The 7,238-nt window shown below is 33.7% G+C and carries 9 protein-coding genes; 4 read left to right on the forward strand and 5 right to left on the reverse strand.

What is annotated here, in order from left to right; translation table 11 throughout:
- Positions 1-20: 20 nt before the first annotated feature.
- From WBY99_RS11125 to WBY99_RS11140, 4 genes are read right to left on the reverse strand one after another with little or no spacing between them, the layout of a single operon-like run.
- Complete coding sequence (locus WBY99_RS11125) at positions 21-1,178, reverse strand: DUF4350 domain-containing protein (protein WP_423976404.1); 1,158 nt, start codon at positions 1,176-1,178, stop codon at positions 21-23.
- A gap of 26 nt (positions 1,179-1,204) precedes the next feature.
- Entirely contained in the window at positions 1,205-1,993 is a 789-nt protein-coding gene (locus WBY99_RS11130) for a DUF4129 domain-containing protein (protein WP_423976405.1), read from the reverse strand.
- Positions 1,983-2,951 (reverse strand): DUF4013 domain-containing protein, encoded by a 969-nt coding sequence (locus WBY99_RS11135; RefSeq protein WP_423976406.1) that lies wholly within the window; start codon positions 2,949-2,951, stop codon positions 1,983-1,985. Before WBY99_RS11135 ends, WBY99_RS11130 begins: the two co-directional genes overlap by 11 nt.
- Positions 2,908-3,912: a stage II sporulation protein M gene (locus WBY99_RS11140; RefSeq protein ID WP_423976407.1), complete on the reverse strand. Its 1,005-nt coding sequence runs from the start codon at positions 3,910-3,912 to the stop codon at positions 2,908-2,910. The genes WBY99_RS11135 and WBY99_RS11140 overlap by 44 nt, the downstream gene beginning before the upstream one ends.
- Before the next feature lie 22 nt (positions 3,913-3,934).
- On the opposite strand from WBY99_RS11140, the gene WBY99_RS11145 reads away from it, so the two are divergent.
- A complete protein-coding gene (locus tag WBY99_RS11145; protein WP_423976408.1) occupies positions 3,935-4,687 on the forward strand; it encodes an RDD family protein in 753 nt (250 codons plus the stop codon).
- Between the two features lie 235 nt (positions 4,688-4,922).
- Positions 4,923-5,213, forward strand: coding sequence for a GNAT family N-acetyltransferase (locus tag WBY99_RS11150; RefSeq protein ID WP_423976409.1), 291 nt, complete (start codon positions 4,923-4,925; stop codon positions 5,211-5,213).
- A gap of 53 nt (positions 5,214-5,266) precedes the next feature.
- Here WBY99_RS11150 and speB read toward each other — a convergent pair whose 3' ends face one another.
- Positions 5,267-6,121: an agmatinase gene (gene speB / locus WBY99_RS11155; RefSeq protein ID WP_423976410.1), complete on the reverse strand. Its 855-nt coding sequence runs from the start codon at positions 6,119-6,121 to the stop codon at positions 5,267-5,269.
- A 223-nt stretch (positions 6,122-6,344) separates the two neighbouring features.
- On the opposite strand from speB, the gene WBY99_RS11160 reads away from it, so the two are divergent.
- Both WBY99_RS11160 and WBY99_RS11165 read left to right on the forward strand, forming a co-directional pair.
- Positions 6,345-6,614, forward strand: a complete 270-nt coding sequence (locus tag WBY99_RS11160) for a DUF2089 family protein (RefSeq protein WP_423976411.1) — start codon at positions 6,345-6,347, stop codon at positions 6,612-6,614.
- 1 nt (position 6,615) lies between these two features.
- Positions 6,616-7,194: a hypothetical protein gene (locus WBY99_RS11165; RefSeq protein ID WP_423976412.1), complete on the forward strand. Its 579-nt coding sequence runs from the start codon at positions 6,616-6,618 to the stop codon at positions 7,192-7,194.
- Positions 7,195-7,238 lie beyond the last annotated feature (44 nt).

The following is a 7,238-nucleotide window of genomic DNA, read 5'->3' on the forward strand; positions in this document are numbered from 1 at the left end:
TAATTAAAGTTAAAGCAATCTTATTGCAAAATTTCGTCTAACAATTTATTCATTTTTATTAAATCTGCTTGCATCACGCTTGCATAAGGATCTTGTCCTTTTTTGATTAACGCTGTTGCTTCCGTGATTTCCTCTATACTTTTTCCGGTTTTCAAATGAAGAAGATGAATGAATTTTTCATCTAAATCTTTAGTATCAATCAACAAATCCATTCTCACGTGATTGAGAAAATACTGTGCTTTTTTCGCCATCATATCGTGGAAATCGCCTTCCTGTAAATATAAATTTCCGATGCTTTTTACAAATTCTACGGATTTATTTTTCTTGGCTTCGATAATGGGAACAATTCTCTGTTTGCGTTTTGCATTAAAAATGATAAACAATAAAAGCCCACCTAATAACAACCACCAAGCGTAACGCAATGCATGTTTCGACAAAATAAATCTCAAAGGGGACTGCGATTCGGCTACATTTTTATTCGCCCCAGAAAACCAAACCGTTTCCCGATCTGGAAGATAAGAAAATACATCCTGAACATATTTTTCGTTTCCGGGTTTTAGCAAATAATAATTCGTTAATATCAACGGTTCTGAGTGCAAATAAAGATGACCTTTGCCATGTTTAACTTTAATAAAATTCGCCATTTTACTATCGCTTGCTTCTTTTCCTAAAATCTCATCGGTCTCCAGAATTAACTCAAAACCTTTTCCAGAAGGCAATTTATCTACTTTCAAAGAATCCTGCACAAATTTTTCATCGGTCAATAATAACAAATTAGAATCTTCGTAACTTATTCTTGAAGGCGAAAAACCAAGCGAATCCGCAATTTTTCTATTAAAAGAATCAGAAATAATCAGTGCATCTGAACCGTTTTCTACGTTCTGAAGAATTTTATTCCAGGATTCTGAATCAATTTGTGATTGAATGATTAAAATATTATGAGGTTTTAATTTTTGAGTTTTGTAGAAATCATAGGGCGAAATATCGGTTCGTTTTACCTTATCATTTAAAAGGTGATTCGCTTCTTTACTGAAAACATACAAACCAAAAGGTGATTTTTCATTAACATCGAAATTCTTACGCCAATCGGTAACATCGGATTTGGTCAATTCCAGCAACGCCAAAACCGCCACCACAATGATGAAAATTACACCGTATAATTTGAATGTTTTATTCATGTTTGTAAGAACCTCTCAAGGTTTTTCTATATCTTAAAATTAAAAAATTTCTGCTTGAAATTATGATAACTCTCTTCGTTAACCTCAAATTCACCATACCAAACGTAGTCGAAAATATAAGCCAGTTCTTTGAAACTGTTTTTTAAATCATCCGTTTTTAGTTCTGACAAATAATCTTTATTGGTTTTTTCAGGATTCCAATTGATAAGTTTTTTATCAGCTAATTTCTTTAAGATTAATAAAAATTGATAACGAACTGCGGAACGGTAATCTTTCTGTTTTTCGAATTTTTCAATGCTTTCACTAAAATTAATCTCGTGGATATTTTCGTGAAGATCCTGATTGGCAATATTTATTTTCTTATTCTTCTTGCTGAAAAAGAAATTTCCGTCTTTGCCCAGTAAAAATTTAATTAAAAAATAAAGGACAAAACCGAAGACGATGACTGCAAAAATCCGAATGATGGTTTCTGCATAAGAAGAGGTTTTATTGGGATCGACTTTTCCGAAAATGGCTTCCCAAATTTTTCTCAGACTTTTTTTTATTTTTTGCCAAAGCGACTCCTGCGGTTTTATCGTGGTATAATCGTAATCAGCACCTTTGTATTTGGATTGAAATTTCTCCTGAAAACTTTTAAGAAAAACACTATTATCAGTCGTAGGTTTTTCAAGCAAAAGAGAATCGGTGTAATATTGCCCATTCTCAATGGTTTCTACCGAATCTTTAAAATTAGACATCGGCGGTGGTGGAAGCTCTTGCGAATTTCCATCGAAAATTAGGAGTACAAAAAAGAAGAAAAATATTCTAAATTTCATTGGTGCCAATCGTGTCGATTTCTGATAAATCCAAATTCCGATGAAGGTCTGTGCGGCTGTCATAATACTGCAACCCGGAGTTTACAAAAATAACGTTAATCATTAAAAAAGAAAACAGAAGGGAAATTCCGTAAATGATAAAAATAAAAATTCCCATCGGCCCTTCAAAAGGGTTTTGCTGTAATTCTCCCGATTGAGGAACGGTCATCATCCCGCCAAAAACAAACATCATCGGTATCATCGTGAAAATAGACGAAACCGTTTGAATGATCAAATACATCACAATGGTTGAGCCCCAATATTTCCAAAAAGGAGATTTTTCCCGGCCATTTTTATAAGAAAACTGCGCTCTTACGGCATAACTCAAAGATTCGAAAAAGCCTTTCCTGGTATTGAAATAATCGAACATTAAAAAATTAACGATGTTCATCAAAGTGGGTCCGACTAAAAATATCAGCAAAAATCCGATCAGGATAAACATTAACATCACCGAGAGTCCGAAAACGATCATTGCCAACGGAGTTACGATAAAAAACAGTCCGAGAAACAATTTCAGAAACCGCCCGATATTGCTTTTCAGATCACTTAAAATATCGTCGGCTTTAATGTTTTTATCACCGGTTTCACTCAATCTTTTCAGATATAAAATCGGGTAGGAATAGGAAACCATCGTTACCGCCAGAAACAGAAAAAACACAATGGTGGAAACCAAAATAAGCATCGCTTGGTTTTCCTGAAAATAAGCTTGGAAATAATAATTCTGTCCGCTGGTATTAGAACCCAATATTTGCGAGAATAATTCGCGATAACCAATAACAAAAATTAGAACCATTAGAATTAAAAGAATCCCGTTGATTAAAAGATAATTTTTAAAGTAGTTTTTTCCGTGTTCTTTAAAAAAACCAAAAGTATCACTAATGAAGGTTCCGAAGTCCCGTTTCTGGTAAAATTGCATCATGTAATTGTATTTTTTTTGCTACTAAATAAGGATAAATAAAATAATAATAACCAATTAAAAAAAGAGTACCGAAAATAAGAAAAACATTTATAATTCCCGGCATTACCAACGCATATCTTGTCACATAACCTTCGATAATCCCAGCGACAATGGTAAATGGAACGGTACTTAAAAATATTTTGAAAGCATCTTTAAAACCTAATTTAAAGGAATTAAAACGCGAATAGGTTTTCGGAAATAAAATGGATGCACCTAAAATTAAACCTGCCATCGCTTCCACCACCATGCTGAAAATCTCGAAAACACCGTGAAGCCAAATTCCACTTGCACTTTCTTTCAATGCACCGTGTTCGTGAAAAAAATATTGAAATGCGCCCAGCATAATGCTATTTTGCAATAACGCATACAAAGTTCCTACGCCACCGAAAACGCCGTAAATAAAGAGAATTGCGCCAACTTTCAAATTATTAAAAATAATCGAAATCGACGTTCCCCAATCAGAACCTTGTTGATAAACGCCTACTGCATTTCCCTTTTCGATATTCTCAATCGTTTTGTTCACGTATTCATCACCTAAAATAATCCTTACAAATTCTTTATCGTAATAAGCAGAAATAAAACCGATGAGCGTAAACAGAATAAAAAATCCGAACGCATAAAACAAATACCTGCGATACTGATAAACCAAAAGCGGAACTTCTGTTTTGAAAAACTCAAACAATCGATTTTGTTCTGCTTTTTTCGTTTTATAAATTCGTTGAAAAATAAGGGAAGAAAGATAATTGAGATAAATCGTGGTTTTACTTTTCGGGTAATAAGTTTGCGCAAACGACAGGTCATTCACCAAATTAATGTACAGCGAAGAGAGATCATCCGGATTTTTTTTAACTTTTCCTGCGATAACCTGCTCGATTCCCAACCATTTTTCTTTATTTTGTTTGATAAATGCAACCTCTCTCATCTGATGCTAAAATAATAAAAATATGTCGCTGATCGCTATAAATACTTCACAAAATGTAAATATTAATTTCAATACAGCAAGTATTGGCGAACGAATATTAGCATTCTTCATTGATATTCTAATTATTGCAGCCTATTTATTTGTTCTTTTTTTGGTGTTTATTCGAATTCTAAAACTCTCTTCAATACTCGATGGAATGGACAATTGGTCGCAAACAGCGATCGTCATTATCCTCACTTTTCCGATTTACATTTACACCTTGGTTTGCGAAAGCTTTATGGAAGGTCAAACTTTTGGAAAAAAACTCGTCAAAATAAAAGTGGTAAAAATCGATGGATTCCAAGCTGGTTTTGGCGATTATTTAATGCGTTGGTTTTTCCGACTGGTAGACATCTGGTCTAATTCTGGCGTGGTCGGTTTAGTCAGCACCATTGTTTCAAAAAACAACCAAAGGCTGGGCGATATCGCTTCTGGGACGGCGGTTATTTCTTTAAAAAATCGTGTCAATATTTCACACACTATCCTCGAAAACCTCAAAGAAGATTACATTCCTCTTTTCCCGCAAGTCATCGCACTGTCCGATAACGACGTGAGAATCATTAAAGAAAATTACCAAAAAGCCTTGAAAATTGATGACCGACAAGTGGTTTCAAAACTCTCAACCAAAATTAAAGAAATCCTGAAATTAGAAATCGATCCCACGAAAATGACCGAACGACAATTCATCAATGTCATCATCAAAGATTATAATTTCTACACAGGAAAAGATCTTTAAATAAATTTTATTATTTGGGCAGACATTCGGCAAAGCAGAATCTTTTTTAATTTTTTATTGTTTTTTATGGCAGCAATTTCCGCCTTCCGTTCCCGCTTTTTTATTCCACTTCGTTTCATAAAAAGAGCTCCACTCAAGTCGGGCTGCAGAGTTTGCGTCCTAACAAGATCAGTTAAAATTATAAAATCACTTTTCCATTTATTTTTCATAAATTTAAACAACAAAATGGCATATTATGAAATACGAAAATAACAGATCCGGAAATGGCGGCGTTTTAATTTTAAATAATGATGAAGAAGAAGTTGGACGATTAACTTACACCATTTTCCCCGAAGAAAATAAATTAATTATTTCTTTCGTCTTAGTCCATCCAAAATTCGAAGGAAAAGGAATGGGAAAATATCTGGTCGAAGAAAGCATTAAGTTCGCCCGAGAAAACAACTGGAAAGTGCATCCACATTGTTCTTATGCAAGATCTGTGATGAACAGAATGAAAGATGTAGATGATATTTTACTGGAGCGTTAAAAAACAAAACCCATAGCATTCTATGGGTCTTTATGATATTGATATTTAATTTTTTAATTGTTATTGATATGATAATACGCCAACATTTTGTAATACAATTTTGCAGCTAAGAACGCTGTAGGTTTTGGCATCGGAGAATCCATTAATTCTACAATATCAAAAGCGACAACATTACATTTCTCGAACACTTTTCTCAGCAATTCCAAAGTTGGATACCACTGCAAACCGCCTGGCTCAGGAGTTCCTGTTGATGGCGCAATGGAAGGATCAAAAGCATCCAGATCAATCGTGATATAAACATTCCCTGAAACTTTTTCTAAAACATCATTGATCCAGTTTTCGTTATTTGCAATTTGGTGTGCCCAAAAACACTGCTCTTTATTTACATATTCCATTTCTTTAACATCCATGGAACGAATCCCGACCTGGACTAAATTATGTTTCTGGCTCGCTTCATAAACCGCACAAGCATGATTAGAAGTAGATCCATGAAATTCTGGACGCAAATCGGTGTGAGCATCTAATTGCAAAACCGTTAGATTTTCATATTTTTCACCAACCGCACGAATCGAACCAATAGAAACAGAATGTTCGCCACCGAAAAGGGTAAATAATTTTCCGTCGTTATTCAAAAGTTCTTTTGTTTTTTGGTAAACTGCTTCTGTCATCTCTTCTGGCGAAGATTTTTCGGTAATTTCTCCTGCGAGAAAAACGCCTTCTAAATAAGGTTCTGTATTTGTTTCAATGTCATACAATTCCATATTTTCGGAAGCGTCCAAAAAAAGTTCCGGGCCTTTGTCAGCACCTTTTCCCCAAGTTGAAGTTCCATCGTAAGGAACGGTTACGAGCATTACTTTCGAGGTTTCCAATTGTGCATTTTCTTCGGGTATATCTGCGTAGGTTTTCATAATGTTATAAATTTTAAGTTGTATCTGATCCCAAATTTCCGCGATCTAAATTAGGTTTTCAAAGATAAAAATTTCCTATCGAATTAGAGATTTTCAGCAATTCAAATTTTATTTGAATTAATTTATTTACAATTTAATAAAGAAATACTTTTAAATATCAACATTATTTTTAACTTTGTTAAACTAATTTTTAATTTTATTAAATAAAATATCAGAAAAAATAATGAAACTACCCATATTTTGTCCAAGTTGCGAAAGCTCACTTAACGTAAGTCAAATGAAATGCAACCATTGCAACACCAACGTAAGCGGTAATTATGATTTACCACTTTATCTGAAATTAAGTCGAGACGAGCAGGATTTTATTCTTGAATTTTTTCTCTCCAGCGGGAGTATCAAAGAAATGGCAAAGCAGGCAGAACTGTCTTATCCGACCATGCGAAATAAAATGGATGATCTTATCGAAAAAATCAAACAATTAAAAACCCTTTAATATGAACTGGAAATACATCTTCAATCCGTTTTTAAAATTCTCTGAAAAACATTTACTAATTGTCGGGGTCTTGTCTGTAATCATAGGAAGCTTTATTGGAAACTCCTTTTCTGTAACTTATGATGGTGTTTTTGATGCGCATCCTTCAGCCACTACATTTATGGAATCATTAAAGGAGAATGCCATCAACATTTTGGCAGTTTCCGTTTTGTTAATTATTTTAGGAAAAATCATCAATGCCAAAACTCGAATTATAGACATTTTTAGCATTTCGATGATTTACCGAATTCCCATTTACATTTCAGGTATATTCATTAATATTCCTCTTTTTAATAAGATTACTAATAAGGTTTTAGCCAACAAAGACCATTTAGAAAATATAAAATTCGACACCATGGAATTGGTTTCCATTCTCGCAGCTTCATCCATATTAATGATTCTCCTTATTTACTCCATCACATTGTTAGTCAATGGATTCAGAACTGCTACGAATCTAAAAAAATGGCAATATTATATTTATTTCGCAATCGTCTTAATTATTGCTGAAGTTCTTTCTAAAATTCTTATTAATAGCCTTTAACAAAGAACGTCTTGGAAACAAAATTCGTATAAACTCTGTTCGTG

Source organism: Kaistella sp. (assembly GCF_049588135.1).
Classification (GTDB): domain Bacteria; phylum Bacteroidota; class Bacteroidia; order Flavobacteriales; family Weeksellaceae; genus Kaistella.

Coding starts and splice junctions, on each gene's coding strand:
- WBY99_RS11125 (WP_423976404.1), bottom strand. CDS start 1,178: ATGAATAAAACATTCAAATTATACGGTGTAATTTTCATCATTGTGGTG.
- WBY99_RS11130 (WP_423976405.1), bottom strand. CDS start 1,993: ATGAAATTTAGAATATTTTTCTTCTTTTTTGTACTCCTAATTTTCGAT.
- WBY99_RS11135 (WP_423976406.1), bottom strand. CDS start 2,951: ATGATGCAATTTTACCAGAAACGGGACTTCGGAACCTTCATTAGTGAT.
- WBY99_RS11140 (WP_423976407.1), bottom strand. CDS start 3,912: ATGAGAGAGGTTGCATTTATCAAACAAAATAAAGAAAAATGGTTGGGA.
- WBY99_RS11145 (WP_423976408.1), top strand. CDS start 3,935: ATGTCGCTGATCGCTATAAATACTTCACAAAATGTAAATATTAATTTC.
- WBY99_RS11150 (WP_423976409.1), top strand. CDS start 4,923: ATGAAATACGAAAATAACAGATCCGGAAATGGCGGCGTTTTAATTTTA.
- speB (WP_423976410.1), bottom strand. CDS start 6,121: ATGAAAACCTACGCAGATATACCCGAAGAAAATGCACAATTGGAAACC.
- WBY99_RS11160 (WP_423976411.1), top strand. CDS start 6,345: ATGAAACTACCCATATTTTGTCCAAGTTGCGAAAGCTCACTTAACGTA.
- WBY99_RS11165 (WP_423976412.1), top strand. CDS start 6,616: ATGAACTGGAAATACATCTTCAATCCGTTTTTAAAATTCTCTGAAAAA.